The following is a 20,050-nucleotide window of genomic DNA, read 5'->3' on the forward strand; positions in this document are numbered from 1 at the left end:
TCATCCATCTTGGATTTTTACAGCCATCGTTTGTTCCCTTTTTCCGTTATCTTTATATAAAAGCGTAAAAAATGCATTCACAAAACTTGAATGAGAAAATGGACTGTGGTATGTTCTTTCATGAACAATTAAAAATAGAAAGGAACGTTTTACGATGGCAAAGCAGCAAATTGGTGTCATTGGTCTAGCGGTAATGGGGAAAAACCTGGCCTTGAATATTGAAAGCCGCGGATATTCAGTGGCTGTGTACAACCGTTCACCGGAAAAAACGGATAAGTTTCTAAAGGAAGCCAAAGGAAAAAATGTAGTTGGTACATATAGTGTTGAAGAATTTGTTCAATCTCTTGAAAAACCGCGTAAAATTTTGCTAATGGTCAAGGCGGGAGCAGCGACAGATGCCACGATTGAGCAGTTGAAGCCACACTTAGAAAAAGGAGATATTTTAATTGACGGCGGCAATACGTATTTTAAAGACACACAGCGCCGCAATCAAGAACTGGCTGAACTTGGCATTCATTTTATCGGAACAGGCGTCTCTGGAGGAGAAGAAGGAGCATTAAAAGGTCCTTCCATTATGCCAGGAGGGCAACAGGAAGCGCATGAGCTTGTACGTCCGATTTTTGAAGCGATTGCGGCTAAAGTGAATGGAGAGCCATGCACCACCTATATCGGTCCAGATGGTGCGGGACATTATGTGAAAATGGTGCATAATGGCATTGAATACGGTGACATGCAGTTGATTGCGGAAGCCTACTTTTTATTAAAGAGTGTGCTTGGCTTGAGCGCTCAAGAACTGCATGAAGTGTTTGCCGAATGGAACAAAGGTGAATTGGACAGCTATTTAATTGAGATCACGGCCGATATTTTTACGAAAATAGATGAAGAAACAGGTAAACCGCTCGTGGATGTGATTTTGGATAAAGCTGGTCAAAAAGGAACAGGAAAATGGACAAGTCAAAATGCGCTTGACTTGGGCGTTCCGCTTCCAATCATCACGGAGTCGGTATTTGCCCGCTTTATTTCAGCGATGAAAGAAGAGCGTGTGAAGGCGAGCCAGCTTCTTTCCGGTCCTTCTGTCGCTTTGTATGAAGGAGATCGAAAGCATTTTATCGAAGCGGTACGGCGTGCGCTTTATATGAGCAAAATTTGTTCATATGCGCAAGGATTCGCGCAAATGAAAGCCGCATCAGAAGAGTACAACTGGAATTTGCAATATGGCAACATTGCGATGATTTTCCGCGGCGGCTGCATTATTCGCGCACAATTTTTACAGAAAATTAAAGATGCGTACGATCGTGATCCACAATTGCCTAACTTATTGCTTGATCCGTATTTTAAAGAAATCGTCGAAAGCTATCAACAAGCGCTGCGCGAGATTGTTGCGACGGCAGCCATGCGCGGGATTCCTGTACCGGCGTTTGCGAGCGCTCTTGCTTACTATGATAGCTATCGGCTGGAGACGCTGCCTGCTAACTTGATTCAAGCACAGCGCGACTATTTCGGTGCTCATACCTATGAACGCATTGATAAAGAAGGAATTTTCCATACGGAATGGTTGAAGTAAACGAAAAACCCTTAGGGCAATTTGCCTTAGGGGATTTTTGATGGCAAATATATTTATCTTAATATTATTAATTTTTTGAATAAATAATTGACATGTTTTTTAAAAATTTTTATAATGCTCCTAAATCCGTAACGAGTCCACTTTGACTGTACTTCGTTTAATTTTATGTCTACCACTTTCCACAAGTATTGTTTGACCACTAATCAAGATTCATAGGAGAAAGCAAGCACTCGACAAGGACAAGCTCATCACTTGGAGTATCTGCTTCATCATAAAGTGAACGGGGAAGTCTTCCGTGATACCCACCTATTTGAAGAAGATTCATAAAAGCCAACTGCACTGTATCAATGGTTTACGAGAATTGTAAAGATGGTTCGTCACAGATTTAGATGCTCACTTGAGTAAATACATTTTTAGCATAATCCACTGAGAAATCTTTCACCTCTAAGTGAAGTGTAGGTGGGAGAGGGTTCGTCCTCATCCAATTCGCAGAGATCCAGAGTGCATTGCATACCATTCCACTCACTTCAGTAAAAAATACCTAGCAGTGACTGCGAAGCGCACCGTGGTCTATTATATATAAACAAAAATGGGAGTGTATGTATGAAATGTTGTCGAAAAAAATTTTTTTGCCCCCCCTGAGATGCCAAGGGACTTTGATAGACCAACATTTCTAGAGGGAGGTTCATTTTTATTGATAAGGAGGTATAAAATGGCTAAGTTCATTAAAAAAATAGTAAGTGTAATCGTACTGTTTGTTACTTTTTCTATGCTGGTTCCGATACTCTCTTTTGCTGCCTATACTAATAATGATGCGTTTTTCAAAAGTGGATTGCCAAAATATGTTGTTGGTGATTGTTATGTATTCGTTTCTGATTCTGTTTCAAACTATGGTTATAGTACCTATGTATCTAATGCTAAAAGTGGATGGGGAGGAATATCAAATGCAGATGTAGACTTTTGGCCTGCTGGTAGTGCAACAGACGCTGATATTAGGGTTTATGCTGGAAACTACGGATTGGACTATGCCGGTCTTGCACAACCTTACCAAGGCGACTCTTTGGTAACAGATCCAGATGCAACAACTACCAATTGGTCATTCGTGAAAATCTACTTAAATGATTATTATATGGATTATTATAACTATACAAATGCGAATAGAAATAAAACAACAATACATGAGTTTGGACATGCGCTAGGCTTGCGTCACCAACCTAGTGGTACAATCTCAATCATGGTTCAAGGTAAATTATCTTATAGTGGTCCTCAAGAATTAGATAAATCCAATATAGCCTATAAATATTAGTAAAAGAAATTTCTGGAGGGGGGTATACGTATACTAATGAAGAAAAAACAGTTTATTTTTGGGTTTGTTCTGTTACTTGTGACAATAGCTGTGATGATAAGTTATTGGCATTTTTCAAGTGTAACTTACAATAATCAGAGTTCACAAACTAAAGTTGCCGTTTTAGATGCTGACTATGATTTGATGGATGACATTAATGAAGTAGATAGAAATGCTACTCTTATAGTAAAAGGTAAGTTTATAGGAAATCGAACTTTGAAAGAATGGGTTGATGAACCAACTAATACAGTAACTGCAACTGCTTCTAAATCTGAAATTCGAGTAGAGAAAGTTTTAAAAGGAGAATTGAAAAAGAAAGAAATTGCAGTTTATGAACCAGCATACTTTATGAATGATACTTTTGTAAGTATTGAAGGGTATAATTTGATGCAAGAAAGACATAATTATTTATTGTTTCTAAAACCAATGATTGATGATGACACATATGTTATTGTTGGGATGTACCAAGGAAAGTATGACTTAGACTCACCTGATCCTGTAAAGCGTATTTCAAGTATTAAAGAATATAAGAACTTAAAGGATATTGAATATTTCGGTGATCATATTGAGGAATTTAACAAACTCAAAAAACAAGTAAAAGAAAAATATCAACTTAATTAAAACACGATAACTATTCAGATTATTGTTGAATAGTTTTTGAGCTCCTTACATAATTTGTAAAGGAAGAGTAGCTATCTGTTATAAGTTAAGTAAAGTGAAAATGTAGCAGCAGTTGATGGAGGAAGTGGACATGCTCTTGTGGAGCAAAAACTATTTGGAAAAGTAGAAGTATCAAGAGTAGGATTTCGTAGCAAGCTGACTAATTACGAAAATATAGAACTGAACAATTTTATGAGGAAAATGTTAATTAGTGAGTAAGTAATATCGTGTTGAAATCATTACAGAACGAAAGCAGGCAAAAAGTAAAGTTAAATGATGAAAAGTGCATTTTGAATTAATGGAGACCGATAAAAAATGTACGGCTGTATTAAAAATGTTTGATATGAACCATCAAGAATTAAAAAACGTAAAATGATATAAATTATTGATTTTATTTTATGGATAGATTTTGTCCCCCTCACTGCATGATGAGGGGGGGTGTTTTATTGCTCAAACAAAAGAACACGTGCTGGCGCGGCATCGGTACCGACAAGTTTTAATGGGGCAGCGACCATCCAATATTCTCCGGATGGCACGTCTTTTAAACGCAGCCCTTCAATGACGATAATGCCGTGGCCGAATAATGTTTTATGAGTTGGATGTCCCGGTTGGCTGCGTTCAATGCCAAGGGCATCAATGCCAACGCCGCGAATCTGTTTTTCTGCCAAGTATTTCGCGGCATCTTCAGCTACATAAATAAACTCGAAATGGAACGCCTCTTCTAACGAATTTTTGGTTTTGAACAAGATGAAATCATTCTTTTGGATATCAAGCGCCATTAGATCTTCTTTTGAAATTTTATCTGTTACATGTGTAAGATCAAACAATTTGCATGCTCCTACTAGCTTTTCTAGCGGAATCGTTTCAAATGTTTCCCCATTTTTAACCATATGGAGCGGCGCATCGATATGAGTTCCTGTGTGTAAATCCATGTCAATCCGTGATTCGGTTACATAATCGTTCGTTACCGTCATCAGCTTCGGCTGTTTTTCAGGCTTGTTTTTATAGACGGGCATTCCCTCAAAAATCGGGGCTGTTACATCATACATTTTCATGGCGTTTCTCCTTTCATTCGACATTACTGTCCATTATAATGGATGGACCACCAATGGAATCCGTCTTTTTGCAGCAGCTCATCGGCCGTTTTTGGTCCCATTGATCCTGCTTCATAGTTTGGAAAATCAGCTGCTTTTGTGTTTGTCCATACTTCAGCAATCGGATCAATAAAGCTCCAAGATGCCGCTACTTCATCCCAATGAGTAAAATTAGTGGCATCGCCGCGCATGCAATCATAAAGCAACTTCTCATATGCTTCAGGAGTATTAATGCCGTCGATGCAGTTGTAGCAATAATCAAGCTTAATTGGCGTCGTCTTCATACTTTCGCCGCTTTTTTTAGCATTTAAATGCAGCGTAATGCCCTCATCTGGCTGGATATGAATGACAAGCAAGTTTGGATGAACATTTTCACTTGTACGATAGTATAGGTTCATGGGCACATCTTTAAATTGGACTACGATTTTCGTTGATTTTTCTTTCATTCGCTTACCTGTGCGAATATAAAACGGCACGCCCGCCCAACGAAAATTATCGATCATTAATTTGCCAGCGACAAATGTCTCTGTATTGGAATCTGGATCCACATTGTGTTCTTCACGATAGCCGATCACTTCTTTTTCCCGAATGATTCCTCGTCCATATTGCCCGCGAACGAAATACTGTCCGACTTCGTCATGTGAGATAGGGCGAAGGGCACGAAGCACCTTTACTTTTTCACTGCGAATATCATCGGTTGTTAATTTGATTGGCGGTTCCATGGCCAGCAAAGCGACCATTTGCAGCATATGGTTTTGAACCATGTCCTTCAGCGCTCCTGAATGATCGTAATAGCGGCCGCGATCTTCCACTCCTAGCGTCTCGCTAGACGTAATTTGAATATTGGCGATAAATCGGTTGTTCCAAAGCGGTTCGAAAATGGCATTAGCAAAACGGATGACTTCAATATTTTGGACCATTTCTTTGCCTAAGTAATGGTCGATACGGAAAATCTCTTTTTCTGAAAACGCCTTGCGGATTTCCTTATTTAGATGCTGGGCGCTTTTTAAATCATGGCCAAACGGTTTTTCGATCACGAGCCGTTTCCATCCGTTTACATTTGTCAATCCTTCTGATTTCAGATGGGCTGTAATGGTGCCGAAAAACTCTGGTGCCATGGCTAAATAAAAAATGCGGTTACCTTCGATGTTGTATGTATTGTCCAAGCGTTCAAGCAGCTGCTTGAGTTCTTGATAGGAAGCGGTGTTCGTTACATCAAGAGAATGATAATAAAAATGTGAAATAAAGGCTTCATCAAGAAACTGCTGTTTCGTAGAGTGTTCAATGGCTTCGCTTACATAATGACGAAAGGCGTCATTTGATAGTGAACGACGAGCGACACCGACAACAGCAAATTCTTCTGATAATTTTCCTTTTTGATACAGACTATAAATCGAAGGAAATAGTTTGCGCTTTGCCAAATCCCCTGTAGCGCCGAAGATAACGATCAGTGACTTTGGATTCACGTTGCTCACGATATGTACCTCGCTTTAGCTAAAATTGTCTCTTCAAATATTTAATTGTAGAGATTTCTGTTGCTGAACGCAAACATTTTCGACCTGAAAGGGAAAACAGTGTTGAATTGCTGCTTAAACATTGATACGCTAACAACAGACACATAAAGGAGAGGTGGGCTCATTGGAATTATCATTTTTAGGAACGGGATCAGGTGTTCCATCGAAAGGCCGAAATGTGTCGGCATTAGCTTTACAGCTGCTTGAAGAAAGAGGAGCGACATGGCTGTTTGACTGTGGTGAAGCAACACAGCATCAAATTTTACATACATCTATACGCCCAAGGAGAATTGAAAAAATTTTTATTACCCATCTTCACGGCGACCATATTTTCGGATTGCCGGGCTTGCTTGGAAGCCGCTCGTTTCAAGGCGGAGACACACCGCTTACCGTTTATGGGCCAAAGGGAATTGAAGCGTTTGTAGAAACAGCGCTTTTAGTGAGCGGAACACGGCTCAAGTATGAGCTTGAAGTGATGGAGTTTGTCGAAGGAACCGTATTCGAGGACCATCAGTTTGTGGTGACGGCGCAACTTCTCGATCACGGCATGCCTTCGTACGGGTTTCGAATTGTTGAAAAGGATTTGCCGGGCACGCTACTAGTAGATAAGTTGCGTGCACTCGGCATTCGACCGGGGCCGATTTATCAGCAAATGAAACAAGGGAAGATGATCACGCTAGAAAATGGCAAGGTGATTGATGGACGCGAGTTTGTTGGACCACCACAAAAAGGGAGAGTGGTGGCGATTATGGGAGATACTCGTTATTGTGAAGCGAGCATCGAACTGGCTAAAGAGGCGGATGTGCTTGTTCATGAGGCGACGTTTGGCGCAGCAGAAGCCCAGCTGGCGCACGATTACTTTCATTCAACGACGGTGCAAGCGGCAGAAGTTGCGAAGCGGGCGGAAGCAAAGCAGCTCATCTTGACGCATATTAGCTCGCGATATCAAGGCGATATGTGCGATAAGCTTTTGGAAGAAGCAAAAGCAATTTTTCCGAACACAGCGATTGCTTCCGATTTTATGTCGTTTTCCCTTGCTAAGAAGAAGTAGATAGGTAGAGAGGAGAAACATCAGTGGAAAAACGTCTTTATATTGTTCGGCATTGTAAAGCAGCGGGGCAGGAGTTTACGGCACCGCTAACGGAGGAGGGAGAGCAGCAGGCAAACGAGCTTGTGCATTTTTTCGCAGACAAGCCGATTGATCGAATTGTTTCAAGTCCATATGTTCGTGCAGTTCAAACAATTGAACCGTTAGCACGTCAACGGAATTTATCGATTGAACGCGATGAACGCTTCGGGGAGCGCGTGTTATTTGGGGATGACCAGTTTACGGAGGACTGGCTCGAAAAATTTGAACGCACGTTTGTTGATTTTGATCTGGCATACAGCGGTGGGGAATCGAATCGTCAAGCCATGGAACGAGCCAAAGCAGCTATTGGGGAAGTTTTGCAGGCGGATGCGGCGCATACCGTCATTGTGAGCCATGGCAATCTAACTATATTGATGTTGCATCTGTTTGACAAACGTTATGGGTTTGCAGAGTGGAAGAGTTTATCGAATCCGGATGTGTTTGAAATTGCCATATCCGCTGGGAAAGGAGAAGTCACGCGGATTTGGCGTTAAAATGAAGAGTCAAGCTTCTTTGGAGATTAAAGAGGCTTGACTCTTTTTTTATGTTGAGCGAAGGAAAAAACACAGCCTTTACCATCCGCGCGTATACGGTATTGGTGCTTCGATGGATACGCCAAGTTCATTTGCGGCTGTTCTTGGCCAATATGGATCACGCAGCAATTCACGGCCAATAAAAATGAGATCCGCTCGTTTATTGCGTAAAATTTCTTCTGCTTGACGCCCAGAGGTGATAAGGCCGACTGCACCTGTGGCGATATCGGCGCCGTTTCGGATCGCTTCGGCAAACGGCACTTGATAGCCCGGATAGCTGTCAATGGAGGCCGGAACGACTGCTCCAGAGCTAACATCGACTAAATCTACGCCATCTTCTTTCATTCGTTTCGCATATTTGATGTAATCCTCGACGGTCAACCCCTCTGGATGATAATCGCAAGCGGACACGCGGACAAAGAGAGGACCATCCCATACTTCTCTAACGGCAGCAATCACTTCACCTAAAAAACGATAGCGATTGTCGAATGTGCCACCATATTCGTCTGTTCGTTTATTGGATAGCGGCGATAAAAATTCATTAATTAAATAGCCGTGGGCCGCGTGAATTTCGATCACGTCAAAACCCGCTTGTTTCGCACGGCGCGCTCCGTCTTGAAACGCCTGAATGGTTTCTTCAATGTCGGTTTTCGTCATTTCCCTCGGCGTTTGCATTTTTTCATTAAACGGAAGTGCTGAAGGCGCAATAATTTCTCCTTCAATCATGGCTTTTCTTCCTGCATGAGCGAGCTGGATGCCAATTTTGGCCCCTTGTTCTTGAACGAGTGCTGTGAGCGATTGGAGGCCTTTCACATGGTCATCGCTCCAAATTCCTAAATCGCGTTCTGAAATTCTTCCTTGTGGCGTAACGGCTGTTGCCTCGACGATAATAAGTCCGACTTGGCCGACGGCACGTGCAGGGTAATGGATGAGGTGCCAGTTGCGCACAGTGCCGTCTTGCGTATCGCATGCATACATGCACATTGGCGACATGACAATTCGATTTTTTAGTGTGACTCCTCGAACATCATATGGTGAAAAAAGCATGGTTCTTCCCCTCCAAATCGTATCGGTTTCAGTTAGAATCATATCATCTCGATTTGGAAAAGAAAAACATTTTGCTTCAATGCTTTAAGAATGAATCGTGAAGCTAAGAAAACTTTTTGTCACATCCAGTGCGGGCAGAAGAGGGAGATGCTTCCGTTCGATCCTTTTCTTCTCGCCTGTATGAAGCATTACAGTGCCAATCAGCTTCTGATTGTCGAGAGTCAGGAAGCTGGCTACCAATCGCTTGAAAAGTTCCCCTCCTTTCAACAAAATGGAGGAGAGGGAGCGTCAAATGCTGGAGTGATTTCATGAGCTTGAGAGCGAGATGCTCATGCAGATGAACGAGATTTTTACCGATGGAGCGAGAGAAGGGCTTTTCCGAGCTCTTGAGAGCGTTCAGCTGCGCGTTTGATGCAGGAGATGACGGCTTCTTGATAGTGATAACGCTCAAGCACGCCGATACCTGCTTCTGTTGTCCCGCCTGGGCTTGTGACTTCCTTTCTAAGCATAGCCGGTTGTTTGTCCGTTGTTTTTAACATATGGGCAGCTCCGATAATCGTTTGCAAAATCAAATCTTTCGCTACTTCACGCTCCAGCCCGATCTCATCGGCTGCCTTTTCCATCGCTTCTACCAAATAATAAACGTAAGCGGGGCCGCTTCCGGAAAGCCCTGTTACCGCGTGTAAATCTTCCTCATTGACAGCCGTGACAATTCCGACGGTTTCAAATAATGCTTGAGCTGTGGCTAAATGGCTGGCACTTGCGTAACGTCCGCATGAAATCGCGGTGGCAGATTGTCCGATCGCGGCTGATGTGTTAGGCATTGCCCGTACAACAGCTACGGGCTTTCCAATAAGAGATACAATGGTATCAGTGGTGACTCCAGCTAATACAGAGATGATCAACTGATGCTCATCAATAACGTGAGCGATAGAGGAGATGGCTTCCGCCGCATCCTTTGGTTTCATAGCCAAGATCACAATATCCGCTTCTTTCAATGCCGTGTCCTTATTGATTTCCGTCCGTACGTGATAGGTTTTTTGTATATAGGCAAGACGTTCTGTATTGCAGCGATTGGTGACAATGATTTGTTCAGGCTGATAAAGCGTTTTTGTCATGCCAGCAATCAGAGCTTCCGCCATTGAACCGGCCCCCATAAAGGCAATCGTTGTTCCTTTCTCCATGTCAATCCCTCCTGAATTTGCTTATGATCCCAATAAAAAAGCCTTTTCCGTCCTTATAAAGGACGGAAAAGGCTTTTTTTTCCGCGGTACCACCTTTGTTGGCACAAGCTGTGCCCACCTCATAGCCGGTATCGTCGGCTGGACGGTTAGGTTTTCCTAACAGCTCATGGGATAGGTTCAATGATGAAGAGGACAATGAAGCCTTTCAGCCTGTGGGCTTCACTCTCTTGTTGCCGTTCATCATTTACTGGTCCCATTCATCGCTTTGCATTTATGAATTTATGCGTGAACGCAAAGTCATTTTCAATTGTTCAGCGAGCTCGCCTTGCATAAAATGTTTTCATCATCAATGCGCTTGATTTGTTTGCAATTATGCACTGAAAACAAGCTAGTTGTCAATAGGAAAAAGCAATTTTTTAGAATTTTTGTGCAAGTGATAACAAGAAAATGACAAATCGACAAAATACGTGTAAACTTTAAACTAATATGAACACTAAAACATTATGATAATATAATGACAAAGGGGACGTTATAAATGGCGAAAGAAACCATTTATCCAATAGTGGTGCCAACGCCGTTTGCCGTTGGCAATGTCAACATGTATCTAGTGAAAACGGATAGTTTGACGCTGGTTGATGCTGGAGTTAAAACAGAGGAAGCTTGGCAGGCATTTAAGCATCAGCTGGCGGAGATTGGTTATGAACCCGCTGATATTGAGCAGGTGGTGATTACACATCATCATCCTGATCATGTCGGATTGTTAGACTATTTGCCCCATTCTGTTCCTGTTATCGGCCATCCGAAGGCAAGGCCGTGGATCAGCAAAGATCCGCAATTTTTAGCTTGGCATGAGCGTTATTTTCATCACTTTCTCGTGGAGTGCGGATTTGAACCGGATTCTCTCCATCGACTTCCTAGCTTTCGTCGTTTGTTGCGCTATTCGTGCGAGCGCTCGCTCGATATCGAAGTGCTGGAAGGAGAGGTTGTCGATGGACTCCCAGGCTGGACGGTATTAGAAATGCCGGGACATGCGCAAAGCCATATCGTCTTATATTGTGAAAAGGATGGCAGAATGATAGGAGGAGATCTTTTGCTTGCAACCGTTTCCTCCAATCCGATGCTAGAACCGCCGGATGAAGGGGAGGATGAACGTCCAAAACCACTTTTGCAGTATAACGATTCATTGCGCAAACTGCTGAGATATAAAATTAATCGTGTTATGGCGGGGCATGGCCGTGATGTGACAGATGTGCCTCCGTTAGTAGAAAGACGGTTAGCTAGACAAAAAGAGCGGGCCGAGCAAGTATGGAATATGTTGCAGCAGCATCCGATGACCGCGTTTGATGTATGCCGGGAACTCTTTCCGACTGTTTATGAAAAGGAATTTTTATTGACGATGTCGGAAGCGGTCGGCCAGCTTGATTATTTGGAACAGCTGGGGGCTGTTATGAAGGAGAAGGAAGGGAACTCATATGTGTATAAGGCGGTGGCGATGCGTTGAGAATTGAAGGGAAGCAGATCGTGATTACTGGCGCTTCAAGTGGAATCGGAGAGCAAATGGCGTATGAGGTTGCGAAGCGAAAAGCGATTCCGGTTTTGTTGGCGCGCAATGAGAAAAAGTTGGCTGATATGGCCGAGCAGATTCAACAAACATATAGCGTTCCATGCCGCTATGAGGCGCTTGATGTAAGTGATATCACAGCGGTGGAAGCAACGTTTCACAAACTGTTGCAGGAGATGGAAATAGATGTGCTTGTCAATAATGCGGGATTTGGCGTATTTCGCCATGTAGAAGACATTGATTTAACGGAAGCGGAAAAAATGTTGGAGGTCAATGTGCTCGGGATGATCGCCTGTACAAAAGCGGTATATTCTCATATGATTAACCGGCGCAGCGGACATATCATTAATATTGCTTCACAGGCAGGAAAAATGGCGACACCGAAATCCAGTGTATATGCTGCCACAAAGCATGCTGTACTTGGATTTACAAACAGCTTGCGCATGGAGGCTGCGCAGCATGGTGTATTTGTGACGGCCGTCAATCCGGGACCGATCGCTACAAGCTTTTTTGCGATCGCAGATTCATCGGGCAGCTATGTGAAAAACATCGAAAAATGGATGCTTCGTCCAGAAGCGGTTGCTCGCCGCGTGGTTGATGTGATGATGACGCCAGCGCGGGAGGTAAATATGCCGGGCTGGATGAGTGTGGGAAGTCGCTTGTATCAGCTGGTTCCTAGTCTTGTAGAAAAAGTGGCAAAACGAGCATTTTTTCAAAAATAAGCTTCAACAAACGCGAATATGGGGACGCTCAGACAGCAAGAGGGGATATTGGCTTAGGGGAAGACAGCAGGGAAACCAAGCCATTCAGATGAGACAACGGTTTTTTACATGTTTGTAATGAACTCGTAGACAGCATCATGAACAAGCTCGTGGATGTCAGCGTTCCTATTTTTTTCTTTTTCTGCTGTGACATAGGCACACAGACGATGCCATTCGTCTTCAGCAAGATTCCATGTTTCCGGATGGTAGCCATATTGGTGCAAAACATTGCGAATTCGTTTTCGCAGCCATTGTTCGTTCATCATGCTTATCTCCTTCTTACAGTGGAACAAGACCGATGTTCATTTTAAAACGGTCTGTTCTCTCTCTTCTTCCCCTTTCTGCTTTGACAGCATCGCGCTTCAGTAGGTAAAATAGAGGCAAATTGGCAAAAAGGAGCTTTTGTAGAAGTGAATATCCTATGGACTGACGAAGCGATTGCCGCCCTCGCTCCTATTGTAGCGAAAATGAGATGATGGTTAAAGTAAAAAAGATGATACTGATGATTGTGATCATGAAATCGTTTATAGAGTCGATATAAAACCCCCCTTAGCTTTTTAGGAATAAGGGGGAGTTTATAAAAATGAACCATTTTTCTTAAGTAATGGTACATTGTTTCCGGTTTTTTTGGCCGCAAAAGGAGACAGAAGCTTATGTGGCCTGATGTCGACTTATTTAGTAGAGTGTCACTAGCCACATAATAAGTCAAACAAACGTAAAATCTTATGACTATTTTAAGGGCGAATCGATAGGATCTTTGCCTTAGTGAACATGAATCATTTTTATCTTTATTAGTTCATTCCCCCTTCCGAACGTATGCATATCCGAATATTTTATAATGTCTTAATGGACAGATAGTTTTATATTATATCAAGGAAGAGGGATTTTTTATGTCATTTACTTTATATGGTGTAAATCCAAGCGACTTAATTATCTTGGAAGATTTTTTTCAAAATCAGTCCAAATTTATTTCTTTGAGCCAAAAGAATGGAGATTTTCAAGCGATGGTGGCTGCACTTCAGCAGAACGGATATACTGTATCATTTAAAACAGTCCGAACTGTTGAATTGCCTGTAGGGAAAGAGGATGCAGTAAATCCTGCCATTGATTTAATTGTTTACAATGTCTATGAAGAGAGCTTATTAGTTGGCGAAGCCTACATGGTTTCTGGTCCGAAACAATCTATTGCTTTTAGTGTAATTAGTAATCTAAACAGTACAACCTCCTATTATTTTATAGAGAATAATGCAGTTCAAAGAGTTGTGTTTGATAAGAATGGTAATCTATATGAGTCAACTATTGATATTAATTTAAATGATCTAAATAATGAAAGCATTTCTATTCAGCAATTATCCTGTGAAACAATTTGTACTGGGCTTTGTTCTGGGGGGCTGGCTGGTTCTATTCCACGCTGTGTTGCTGGATGTTTAGCTACAGGCCCAGTTGGTACTCCATTTTGTACGGTACTCTGTACATTATTAGTGACTTTTGGATGTGCGTATGGTTGTGATGCGCTTTGTCAGCTTATCTAGATTATATGTGTTGATGAATAAACAAAATTTTGTTGTTTGGAGATGGTTTATGTGCCTTATTTTCATAAGCTCAGATGAAAAGGTCTGACAGAAGCAAGATACGAAGTAAATTAAAAAGAGAAGAAAGCAATGGATTTCTGTCGGAAAATCGACCTGTATTGATATAGTCCCACATTCAATGAGGGGCTTTTTTGTTTGAGTGATAAAATCACCTTTGCTCAGAGATTTTTTGGGGAATATGGTGTCAGTTGCAGGCAGGATATTGATTTTTTAGAATATCTTTTTTCTATGGCCTATACACTCCATATGCAAAGTTATAATTATGTATGTAATATATAATTGACAAAATTAAAATATATGTTACTTTATTTAAGAGAGGTGTTATGGATGGTGAATGATCATATAAAAGTCAGAAATAGAGTTAAAATGGCTCGAATTGAAAAGGGAAATTTGACGCAGATAGAATTGGCAAAAAAAGTAGGCATAACAAGACAAACACTCAATCTAATTGAAGCGCAAAAATATAACCCATCGCTAAAAGTTTGTTTGCTTTTGAGTAAATATTTAGAAAAAAGCTTGGATGAGCTTTTTTGGCTTGAGGAGAATAACGAAAAAAGGAGTGGACTGAGCGAATGAAAAACCATGATTTTATGCTAACTCTTATTGGGTTTACTGTGGCTTTTGGAATTTTAAGCATCATCACCTATCAAATTCAATGGGCTGTTTTAGTGGGGGGGATCATAGGAACTGTCGTCACTAAATTAGTCAGAAAAATGAGCAGTAAGATACGTGATCAAAAAGATGAGATAGAGTACGATGAAAGAATCAATGATCATATGAAAAATTATATAACGAACACATTTTTTATTTCTAATCTTTTATTATTACTTTACTTAATTATGGGTAGCTATATATTCAAGATCTCTTTCATTCATGCTGATTATTTAGCGCTATATCTCATTATCACCTTTATCATTGCCTTTTTTATTGTTCCGGAAATTGCGAAAAGAAAATAACGTGCTTTTGTCAAGACCCCTTCCCCTTTCTGCTTTGACAGCATCGCGCTTCAGTAGGTAAAATAGAGGCAAATTGGCAAAAAGGAGCTTTTGTAGAAGTGAACATCCTATGGACTGACGAAGCGATTGCCGCCCTCGCTCCTATTGTAGCGAAAACAGGGCGCCGGTTAAAGCTAAAATATGATACCGACGGCTGCGGCTGTGCCGTTAACGGCGTGCCGACGCTCTGGCTCGTCGATCGCGCTGATAAAGACGATATCGTGGTAGAGACGAATTTTGTGCCCATTTTACTCGAAAAATCTCGTCTCGTATTTTACGATGAAACGATGACGATTGATGTCGTGAAAGGCTCGGGTTGCTTTCAACTGAAGAGTCCCAATCAAATTTTAAATCCGCGTATGTCGCTTTTGGAAGTGAGTGAACAGCATGAATGATAAGCTAAAACAGATTGCCAACATTGCAAGACAAAAGACATGGGTCTCATTTTTGCATGAAAATGATCCATATAGTTTACTGCATTGGTCGGTTGCCGGCGTTTACCAGGAAAAAAAGGACGTTTGGCTGCTGCAGGATGAAATGACATTTGAAGCAACAGAGTTTGCGACGCTCGATGAAGCGATTGCTTGGCTGAATGAACATATGCCTCATATTACAGAAATTTTGTAAGCATAGGTCGTTGAAATGATGCCTTTAACATCATCGACCAAGCAGTCTCCCACCTCTAAGCCAAGCGAAGGTGGGAGTAGTTCATCATTGGAGGGGGAATAACAGTGGCGAAAAAAGCATCATCCATGAAGCAACAGGATGAAGCGATCACATTGCAAGATCGTCTACATGTGGATTTGTATGAACAGCTGCGAGCTAAAAAGAAATCGTTGGAGGAAGTCGAGCAGCGAAAAAAAGAGGAGGAAGAGGCGCGAAGACGAGAGGAAAAAAGGCAGCGCGAAAAGCAAAAAACATTTGAAGAACTATTAAATGAAAGCAACCTTGATTGGCGCCGTTTTAAATAAGCCGCTGAATCCATCAGCGGCTTTTGTTATGTTCACCATAGAAGATTTATGTTAACGGATTTTATATCGGCGACCATTGATGATGGCACGAATGGACTCTGAAAAGGAAGAGGCGCCTGTTTGAGGACGGTCAGAGCGTGAAGCCGGATCATGGATCAGACTGTTGATCAACCGTTCACTCTGCGTCGCGGGCCTCGCTCGCCTACTTTTGCGAACGTTTCGGAACGATTCGCCTCTTCGCTAAAACATAATGCCTTGTCTGTCCAGTAGATTCAAGAACGGTCCAAGACGAAAAAAGAAATGAATCGATCTCTTAAAGTGGTGGTGGACAAAGTCAAAACGGACGTTGTTTACCACCCTTCTACTTTCCATTTTATATTAGCGATGTTCTGTATAGATTGCCGTTTTTGTTTGCTCCCGAAGCCATTCGTATTCTTCTTTTGTCAATCTTGAGGCAGAAGCCGCTGCTGCGTTTTCCGCTAGCTGCTCGCTGCTGCTGGCCCCCGGAACAACGACCGCGACCGCTGGATCGTATAAGCAAAATTGGAGAGCGGTAGCTGTGAAGGAGCGGTGCAAAGCGGTTTGCTTTTTTAAGTTTGGCAGCAGTGTTTGCAGTTCTTCGTATGTATAGCTTAAATAACCATGCTGTTTGATGGAGTCGCTAGCTGCCTCCAGCGGACGTTCAGTCAATAGCCCTTTGGCTACCGGGCCGCGAATGATGATGCTAATGCGATGTTCTTTTAGAAGCGGGAAAAGCTCCTCTGGACGGCGATCCAGCAAGCTATATTGCATCATGACGCTGACGATATTCGAACGTTTCACATATTCGCGAATGACATTGGGACGAATCGAAGAAATGCCGTAATAACGGATAACCCCTTCTTTTTTTAATTCTTCAAACGCTGCGATGGTCTCATCGATCGGATCCTCGATCGTTCCCCCGTGAAGCTGGTATAGATCAATGTAGTCTGTTTGCAGACGGCGCAGGCTTTCTTTTACAGCTGTTTTAATATATGCTTTTGAAGGATCCCAAAACCATCCTTCTTTTCCTTCCTCCCAACGATTTCCGACTTTTGTCGCAAGGATTACTTGATCGCGCTTGCCTTTCAGCGCTTTGCCGACAAATTGTTCATTTAACCCGCGATCGTAAAGATCAGCGGTATCCAAATAGTTAATGCCTCGCTCTAAAGCTTCATGAATAAGGCGAATGGCTTGTTTCTCATCTGTTCCGAGCGACATACAGCCAAGGCCGATTTCGCTGGCATATAAATCCGATGTTCCAATCCGCCGTTTCTTCATCGCACATGCCTCCTTGCAATCTGTATTTTCTTCATTTTATCACATAAAAGAGAAAATCTCTTTTTCTGAAACAGGCAGGGAAGGGAAGACTGTTGGCGTTGGCTTTTTCACGTAAGAAATCGTCCCCCTTTTTATCCAAAACATGAATCCAATACATTTGAACGGCTTAGATGATTGGAAAAAAAGGGGAGTGGAAAATCATTCAATATAGTATAATAAAAAAGAATATGATGAAGAGACGGGAGAGAAAAGAAATGGATCATCTAATGGAAAAAACGATTCACAAAGAAGAAATTTTCAAAGGCAAAGTCATTGATGTATATGTGGAGGATGTTGAGCTGCCAAATGGAAAGACGAGCAAGCGGGAAATCGTCAAGCATCCGGGCGCGGTGGCGATTATTCCAATTACAGATGAAGGAAAGCTAGTGCTTGTCAGACAATATAGAAAAGCGCTTGAACGGGTGTTAGTTGAAATTCCTGCAGGAAAATTAGAAAAAAACGAAGAACCTGCGATGACTGCACGCCGTGAGCTGGAGGAAGAAACCGGCTATGCTGCCCAAGAGCTACATCATTTGTTGTCGTTTTACACCTCGCCTGGGTTTGCCGACGAAATCATTCATTTATACGTGGCAAAAGGATTAAAAAAACTAGAATCGGCTGCACCTCTTGATGATGATGAGTTTGTCGATCTGTTGGAAGTGACGTTGGAGGAAGCATTGGCGATGCTACAAAAACAAGAAATTTATGATGCGAAAACAGCCTATGCCTTGCAATATTTACAACTGCAGTATGCATTACAAAAGTAAAACGGGAGTTGCAAGCATGAAAAATTATTACGTGGATTTACATATTCATATAGGACGGACAGCTTCTGGCAGACCAGTGAAAATTACAGGCGCCCGAACGCTGACCCTTGCCAATATTATAGATGAAGCGGCGCGGATTAAAGGACTGAATATGATTGGCATTATCGATAGCCATGTTCCTGAGATCCTTGATGAATTGGAACGAGCGATGACTGAAAATGACTGGCGTGAAAATGAAGAAGGCGGGGTGTCAACGAAAGATCTTACCTTGCTACTGGGAAGCGAAATTGAAATTTACGACGAACACTGCCAAGGACCGCTTCATGTTCTTGTTTTTTTGCCGACGATCGCCGCCATGCGTTTCTTTTCAGACTGGTTAAAAAAACGAGTGAAGAATGTTTCGTTGAGCTCACAGCGAATGTATGGGACAGGAAGAGAACTGCAGCAGCTGATTCAACAATTGAACGGCTTGTTTATTCCGGCTCACGTTTTTACTCCATTTAAAAGCTTGTATGGAAAAGGAGTGAAACGAAGCTTGCAAGAGGTGTTTGATCCTGAATGGATCGACGCGATCGAGCTTGGGCTGAGTGCTGATTCGAGCATGGCTGATCAGATTGCTGAATTGCATCGCTATCCCTATCTTTCGAATTCAGACGCTCATTCGTTGCGGAAGATTGCGCGGGAATATCAAGTCATTCGCATGAAGAGCTTAACGTTTGCCGAGCTTAAAAAAGCGCTCAAAGAGGAAGAAAATCGCGGAATTGTCGCTAATTACGGACTAAATCCTAAGCTGGGGAAATATCATCAAACGGCGTGTGAACGTTGTGCGGCACCGATGGAAATCTATGACGAATGCTGTCCGAGCTGTGGGCACGGGCGATATGTAAAAGGCGTATTTGATCGGCTTCAAGAATTAAAAATGGACACGATTCCACCCAAACGTCCGCCATACGTACATCAGGTGCCACTTGAATTTATTCCGGGCATTGGACACAAAACGTATAAAAAGCTGCTTGAGCGTTTCAAAACAGAAATGTACATTCTTCATGAAGCGACAGGATTACAGTTGGAGGAGGCCGTCGGTGAAAAGCTTGCCCAGCTCATTTTGCTTGCTAGAGACGGAAAGCTTTCCATGACAGCAGGAGGCGGCGGCAAATATGGAAGAATCGCTTCTCGATAGAAGCGATTCTTCTCTTTTCTCTTCAAGGTGTCATAGATTTGCTCTTTCCTCATACAATCTAGTAAGAGGCAGATAGGAGGACGGAGAGCAATGAGAAAACAGCCATTGAAGTCAGTGATTGCGATGCATTTAAAAGAGCATGCGTCGATTTATTTATTTATTATTGTCCTGTTTCTCATGGGCGTGATTTTTGGGGCGATTGTCGTCAATAGCTTGAATTTTAATCAAAAACAAGATTTATATTATTATTTAATGCAGTTTTTCGGACAAGTATCCAAAGGGCAGTTTGCGAGTGCGAGCGATATGTTTCAACAAAGCTATTTCCATAATTTACAGTATATTGGGTTTATGTGGGTACTTGGTATTTCGATTATTGGATTGCCGCTTATTTTAATTTTGCTCTTTTTAAAAGGAATTGTTGTCGGCTTTACGGTCGGATTTCTAGTTAATCAAATGGGGTGGCAAGGGTTCCTATTATCGTTTGTTTCAGTGATGCCGCAAAACTTTGTTGTGGTTCCCGCTTTTATTATAATGGGAGCTGTCTCAGTTTCCTTCTCATTAAAAATGGTGCGGAATCAATTTATGAAGCGGATGCATGAACCGATTTTTCCGATGATTATCCGTTACACACTCATTATGCTGGCTATTAGTGCTTCCTTGATTGTGTCTGCTGGCTTGGAGGCATATATTTCTCCGGTCATTATGAAACAAGTCGTTCAATTAATCAATAACAAATAACAATAGCATGGAACGCATCACTTGATTCTTCAACCTTCGCTTCCCATGTCAGCAGTCGATGGTCAAACAAGTCACTG

At 42.1% G+C, this 20,050-nt stretch carries 22 protein-coding genes and 1 other annotated feature; of the genes, 16 read left to right on the plus strand and 6 right to left on the minus strand.

Features of this window, described 5'->3' with window-relative positions:
- Positions 1-154 precede the first annotated feature (154 nt).
- From gndA to GFC28_RS00095, 3 genes are all read left to right on the plus strand, one after another.
- Positions 155-1,564, plus strand: a complete 1,410-nt coding sequence (gndA, locus tag GFC28_RS00085; RefSeq protein WP_044744434.1) for an NADP-dependent phosphogluconate dehydrogenase — start codon at positions 155-157, stop codon at positions 1,562-1,564.
- Positions 1,565-2,276: 712 nt separating this feature from the next.
- The gene (locus tag GFC28_RS00090; RefSeq protein ID WP_044744433.1) at positions 2,277-2,870 is read left to right on the plus strand and encodes a zinc metalloprotease; all 594 of its coding nucleotides are present in this window, start codon (positions 2,277-2,279) and stop codon (positions 2,868-2,870) included.
- A gap of 36 nt (positions 2,871-2,906) precedes the next feature.
- On the plus strand, positions 2,907-3,530 hold the full coding sequence (locus GFC28_RS00095; RefSeq protein ID WP_044744432.1) for a hypothetical protein: 624 nt from the start codon (positions 2,907-2,909) through the stop codon (positions 3,528-3,530).
- A 482-nt stretch (positions 3,531-4,012) separates the two neighbouring features.
- Here GFC28_RS00095 and GFC28_RS00100 read toward each other — a convergent pair whose 3' ends face one another.
- Together GFC28_RS00100 and zwf are read right to left on the minus strand one after the other, a co-directional pair.
- Complete coding sequence (locus tag GFC28_RS00100; protein ID WP_044744431.1) at positions 4,013-4,624, minus strand: cyclase family protein; 612 nt, start codon at positions 4,622-4,624, stop codon at positions 4,013-4,015.
- 23 nt (positions 4,625-4,647) lie between these two features.
- Positions 4,648-6,138 carry a glucose-6-phosphate dehydrogenase gene (gene zwf / locus GFC28_RS00105; RefSeq protein ID WP_044744430.1) on the minus strand — a complete coding sequence of 497 codons (1,491 nt, stop codon included), beginning with the start codon at positions 6,136-6,138 and terminating at the stop codon, positions 4,648-4,650.
- A gap of 163 nt (positions 6,139-6,301) precedes the next feature.
- On the opposite strand from zwf, the gene rnz reads away from it, so the two are divergent.
- Together rnz and GFC28_RS00115 are read left to right on the plus strand one after the other, a co-directional pair.
- Positions 6,302-7,228, plus strand: coding sequence for a ribonuclease Z (rnz, locus tag GFC28_RS00110; RefSeq protein ID WP_044744429.1), 927 nt, complete (start codon positions 6,302-6,304; stop codon positions 7,226-7,228).
- 23 nt (positions 7,229-7,251) lie between these two features.
- Positions 7,252-7,800 (plus strand): histidine phosphatase family protein, encoded by a 549-nt coding sequence (locus tag GFC28_RS00115; RefSeq protein WP_044744428.1) that lies wholly within the window; start codon positions 7,252-7,254, stop codon positions 7,798-7,800.
- Positions 7,801-7,878: 78 nt separating this feature from the next.
- On the opposite strand, the gene namA is transcribed toward GFC28_RS00115, so the two are convergent.
- Positions 7,879-8,928, minus strand: a complete 1,050-nt coding sequence (gene namA, locus GFC28_RS00120) for an NADPH dehydrogenase NamA (RefSeq protein ID WP_231734571.1) — start codon at positions 8,926-8,928, stop codon at positions 7,879-7,881.
- A gap of 308 nt (positions 8,929-9,236) precedes the next feature.
- Positions 9,237-10,070 (minus strand): pyrroline-5-carboxylate reductase ProI, encoded by an 834-nt coding sequence (gene proI, locus GFC28_RS00125; protein ID WP_044744426.1) that lies wholly within the window; start codon positions 10,068-10,070, stop codon positions 9,237-9,239.
- Between the two features lie 55 nt (positions 10,071-10,125).
- Positions 10,126-10,340, minus strand: a binding site (T-box leader).
- A 265-nt stretch (positions 10,341-10,605) separates the two neighbouring features.
- Here proI and GFC28_RS00135 point away from each other — a divergent pair.
- Together GFC28_RS00135 and GFC28_RS00140 are read left to right on the plus strand one after the other, a co-directional pair.
- Positions 10,606-11,571, plus strand: a complete 966-nt coding sequence (locus GFC28_RS00135) for an MBL fold metallo-hydrolase (protein ID WP_044744425.1) — start codon at positions 10,606-10,608, stop codon at positions 11,569-11,571.
- Complete coding sequence (locus GFC28_RS00140) at positions 11,568-12,353, plus strand: SDR family NAD(P)-dependent oxidoreductase (protein ID WP_044744424.1); 786 nt, start codon at positions 11,568-11,570, stop codon at positions 12,351-12,353. Before GFC28_RS00135 ends, GFC28_RS00140 begins: the two co-directional genes overlap by 4 nt.
- 104 nt (positions 12,354-12,457) lie before the next feature.
- On the opposite strand, the gene GFC28_RS00145 is transcribed toward GFC28_RS00140, so the two are convergent.
- Positions 12,458-12,658: a YqzH family protein gene (locus GFC28_RS00145; RefSeq protein WP_231883458.1), complete on the minus strand. Its 201-nt coding sequence runs from the start codon at positions 12,656-12,658 to the stop codon at positions 12,458-12,460.
- A 624-nt stretch (positions 12,659-13,282) separates the two neighbouring features.
- On the opposite strand from GFC28_RS00145, the gene GFC28_RS00150 reads away from it, so the two are divergent.
- The 6 genes from GFC28_RS00150 (at position 13,283) to GFC28_RS00175 (ending at position 15,950) form a co-directional block, all read left to right on the plus strand.
- Positions 13,283-13,924: a hypothetical protein gene (locus GFC28_RS00150; RefSeq protein ID WP_044744994.1), complete on the plus strand. Its 642-nt coding sequence runs from the start codon at positions 13,283-13,285 to the stop codon at positions 13,922-13,924.
- 387 nt (positions 13,925-14,311) lie between these two features.
- Positions 14,312-14,560 carry a helix-turn-helix transcriptional regulator gene (locus GFC28_RS00155; protein WP_044744993.1) on the plus strand — a complete coding sequence of 83 codons (249 nt, stop codon included), beginning with the start codon at positions 14,312-14,314 and terminating at the stop codon, positions 14,558-14,560.
- Positions 14,557-14,940, plus strand: a complete 384-nt coding sequence (locus GFC28_RS00160) for a sodium/glutamate symporter (RefSeq protein WP_044744992.1) — start codon at positions 14,557-14,559, stop codon at positions 14,938-14,940. Before GFC28_RS00155 ends, GFC28_RS00160 begins: the two co-directional genes overlap by 4 nt.
- A gap of 98 nt (positions 14,941-15,038) precedes the next feature.
- The gene (locus tag GFC28_RS00165) at positions 15,039-15,374 is read left to right on the plus strand and encodes an iron-sulfur cluster biosynthesis family protein (protein ID WP_044746549.1); all 336 of its coding nucleotides are present in this window, start codon (positions 15,039-15,041) and stop codon (positions 15,372-15,374) included.
- Entirely contained in the window at positions 15,367-15,606 is a 240-nt protein-coding gene (locus GFC28_RS00170) for a YqkC family protein (RefSeq protein ID WP_044746547.1), read from the plus strand. The genes GFC28_RS00165 and GFC28_RS00170 overlap by 8 nt, the downstream gene beginning before the upstream one ends.
- 125 nt (positions 15,607-15,731) lie before the next feature.
- Positions 15,732-15,950, plus strand: a complete 219-nt coding sequence (locus tag GFC28_RS00175) for a YqkE family protein (RefSeq protein ID WP_044746548.1) — start codon at positions 15,732-15,734, stop codon at positions 15,948-15,950.
- A 378-nt stretch (positions 15,951-16,328) separates the two neighbouring features.
- Here GFC28_RS00175 and GFC28_RS00180 read toward each other — a convergent pair whose 3' ends face one another.
- Positions 16,329-17,249 (minus strand): aldo/keto reductase, encoded by a 921-nt coding sequence (locus tag GFC28_RS00180; protein ID WP_044746546.1) that lies wholly within the window; start codon positions 17,247-17,249, stop codon positions 16,329-16,331.
- A gap of 254 nt (positions 17,250-17,503) precedes the next feature.
- Between GFC28_RS00180 and GFC28_RS00185 the strand changes: the two genes are divergently transcribed.
- The 3 genes from GFC28_RS00185 to spoIIM all read left to right on the plus strand — a co-directional run bounded on the left by GFC28_RS00185 (position 17,504) and on the right by spoIIM (position 19,973).
- Complete coding sequence (locus GFC28_RS00185; RefSeq protein WP_044746545.1) at positions 17,504-18,055, plus strand: NUDIX domain-containing protein; 552 nt, start codon at positions 17,504-17,506, stop codon at positions 18,053-18,055.
- 16 nt (positions 18,056-18,071) lie between these two features.
- Entirely contained in the window at positions 18,072-19,235 is a 1,164-nt protein-coding gene (locus GFC28_RS00190; RefSeq protein WP_044746544.1) for an endonuclease Q family protein, read from the plus strand.
- Positions 19,236-19,325: 90 nt separating this feature from the next.
- Positions 19,326-19,973 carry a stage II sporulation protein M gene (gene spoIIM / locus GFC28_RS00195; RefSeq protein WP_044746543.1) on the plus strand — a complete coding sequence of 216 codons (648 nt, stop codon included), beginning with the start codon at positions 19,326-19,328 and terminating at the stop codon, positions 19,971-19,973.
- Positions 19,974-20,050 lie beyond the last annotated feature (77 nt).

The sequence above is a fragment of the Anoxybacillus sp. B2M1 genome (assembly GCF_001634265.1).
In the GTDB taxonomy this organism is placed as follows: domain Bacteria; phylum Bacillota; class Bacilli; order Bacillales; family Anoxybacillaceae; genus Anoxybacteroides; species Anoxybacteroides rupiense.

What these genes read in the sequence shown, in the direction of transcription:
- gndA (WP_044744434.1), top strand. Translation starts at nt 155, where the DNA reads ATGGCAAAGCAGCAAATTGGTGTCATTGGTCTAGCGGTAATGGGGAAA.
- GFC28_RS00090 (WP_044744433.1), top strand. Translation starts at nt 2,277, where the DNA reads ATGGCTAAGTTCATTAAAAAAATAGTAAGTGTAATCGTACTGTTTGTT.
- GFC28_RS00095 (WP_044744432.1), top strand. Translation starts at nt 2,907, where the DNA reads ATGAAGAAAAAACAGTTTATTTTTGGGTTTGTTCTGTTACTTGTGACA.
- GFC28_RS00100 (WP_044744431.1), bottom strand. Translation starts at nt 4,624, where the DNA reads ATGAAAATGTATGATGTAACAGCCCCGATTTTTGAGGGAATGCCCGTC.
- namA (WP_231734571.1), bottom strand. Translation starts at nt 8,928, where the DNA reads ATGATTCTAACTGAAACCGATACGATTTGGAGGGGAAGAACCATGCTT.
- proI (WP_044744426.1), bottom strand. Translation starts at nt 10,070, where the DNA reads ATGGAGAAAGGAACAACGATTGCCTTTATGGGGGCCGGTTCAATGGCG.
- GFC28_RS00135 (WP_044744425.1), top strand. Translation starts at nt 10,606, where the DNA reads ATGGCGAAAGAAACCATTTATCCAATAGTGGTGCCAACGCCGTTTGCC.
- GFC28_RS00145 (WP_231883458.1), bottom strand. Translation starts at nt 12,658, where the DNA reads ATGATGAACGAACAATGGCTGCGAAAACGAATTCGCAATGTTTTGCAC.
- GFC28_RS00150 (WP_044744994.1), top strand. Translation starts at nt 13,283, where the DNA reads ATGTCATTTACTTTATATGGTGTAAATCCAAGCGACTTAATTATCTTG.
- GFC28_RS00155 (WP_044744993.1), top strand. Translation starts at nt 14,312, where the DNA reads ATGGTGAATGATCATATAAAAGTCAGAAATAGAGTTAAAATGGCTCGA.
- GFC28_RS00160 (WP_044744992.1), top strand. Translation starts at nt 14,557, where the DNA reads ATGAAAAACCATGATTTTATGCTAACTCTTATTGGGTTTACTGTGGCT.
- GFC28_RS00170 (WP_044746547.1), top strand. Translation starts at nt 15,367, where the DNA reads ATGAATGATAAGCTAAAACAGATTGCCAACATTGCAAGACAAAAGACA.
- GFC28_RS00175 (WP_044746548.1), top strand. Translation starts at nt 15,732, where the DNA reads ATGAAGCAACAGGATGAAGCGATCACATTGCAAGATCGTCTACATGTG.
- GFC28_RS00180 (WP_044746546.1), bottom strand. Translation starts at nt 17,249, where the DNA reads ATGAAGAAACGGCGGATTGGAACATCGGATTTATATGCCAGCGAAATC.
- GFC28_RS00185 (WP_044746545.1), top strand. Translation starts at nt 17,504, where the DNA reads ATGGATCATCTAATGGAAAAAACGATTCACAAAGAAGAAATTTTCAAA.
- GFC28_RS00190 (WP_044746544.1), top strand. Translation starts at nt 18,072, where the DNA reads ATGAAAAATTATTACGTGGATTTACATATTCATATAGGACGGACAGCT.
- spoIIM (WP_044746543.1), top strand. Translation starts at nt 19,326, where the DNA reads ATGAGAAAACAGCCATTGAAGTCAGTGATTGCGATGCATTTAAAAGAG.